Source organism: Mycobacterium sp. MUNTM1 (genome assembly GCF_054660795.1).
The window spans coordinates 1-1,384 of the sequence record NZ_BAAGDE010000133.1 but is presented as its reverse complement, the minus strand read 5'-3'; the positions used below and the strand labels follow the sequence as shown (position 1 = coordinate 1,384).

Genomic DNA, 1,384 nt, shown 5'->3' with positions numbered 1-1,384 from the left:
ACGGGCCTTGACGCGTTGGTGGCGACGACAGCGCCGATTTCGCCAACCCGACCCGTGGTAGCAGAGGTGATATCTAGTGCAACAGTTGCCCTGCTATCACTTCCACTGTCGTCCCCGCTACCAGCTGTCGTGTCGGGCGGTGCTATCGGATGCATGGTCGTCGGTGGATACTCCTGTGCTAGCAGCTACGCTAGCTGCGCCGCTGTCACCCCTGCGATCATGCGCAGTATCGCCTGCGCTAGCGGTCACGCGCACGTTTTGCACTATCGGGCACCGGGCTGGTTCGTGGTGTCGGATGTGTCAGCCGTCCTGCTATCGTTTACGGTAACGTGCTACAGTGCCGTAGGTGATTGCAGCCACAGGAAAGGTGCGTAATAGTGGGTGACAGCACTTCAGGTGTAGCGGTGCACAGCGCCGTGCGCGATATTGCGGGTGAAGGGGTGCACGGCGGGGCTGACGGGTCGTATGCGCAGCCAAGCGCGGCTGGGCTGTCCACAGCGGAGGTCGCGCTTCAGCGACTGGGAATTCCAGCTACGCCGGCCTTGCTCGAGCTGCTTCCGCGGCTGATCGTCACCGTCGCGGCCTGGAAAGGCGGCGTAGGCAAGACGGAGATCGCCAAAGAACTCGCCTGGCTTTTCGGCGCCGTCCTCGTTGATCTCGACTGGGACGAAGGTGGCGCAACCCGCGCTTGGGGCTATCGCCACGAAACCCGCACCACGGCGCCACTGCTGGACGCGATCGACGCCGGCCGTGTCCCGCGGCCTCTGTCCGGGGGTGGTGTCCGGGCTGACTTGATTCCATCTCACCCCGATTTCGCCACCAACCAACCACCGGCCGATCGAATGGCAACCTCACTGGAGCAGTGGTCTCAATCGCTGGGGCGACCATTGGTCGTCGATACCCATCCCGGTGGTGTGAGCTCCACGATGGGCGCCGTCGCGGCCGCGCATGTGATCGTCGTGCCAGTCAACCTCGAGACACGGGCACTGAAAGCCACTGAGAGCATGGCCAAGGAACTGCAGGGCGGTTACCCGCTGCTGTTTGTGATCAACCGCGTGGAAGCAGCACCAGAAGCTGAGCTCAGGCAGCTGGAAACACTAAGCGAGACCTTCGGAATCCCGGTTGGTCCCGTGGTGTCCAGCCACACTTTCCTCAAGCGCCGCAAACTCACGATGGCGGTCTGCGCTCCGGGGCGCTCAGGCGAAGTTCCTGCCCGAGCGGCCGGATTCGTCACGGAAATGCACGGGGTTGCGAAGAGCATTCTCGACCTCGCGGTCCTCAAGGCGCGACAGTAGGAGAGAGGGAGACGACACGATGAGTACTGATGGAATTTCAGCGCTGCGCAGCCGCAAAGCCAGCCGCAACCAGCGTCAAGCACCGCCCC

General features: G+C 63.2%; 1 protein-coding gene. It reads left to right on the top strand.

Annotated elements, in window-relative coordinates; all coding sequences use genetic code 11:
• Positions 1 to 377: 377 nt before the first annotated feature.
• On the top strand, positions 378 to 1,295 hold the full coding sequence (locus ACYQ8K_RS30050; protein ID WP_459975011.1) for a ParA family protein: 918 nt from the start codon (positions 378 to 380) through the stop codon (positions 1,293 to 1,295).
• Positions 1,296 to 1,384: the final 89 nt, after the last annotated feature.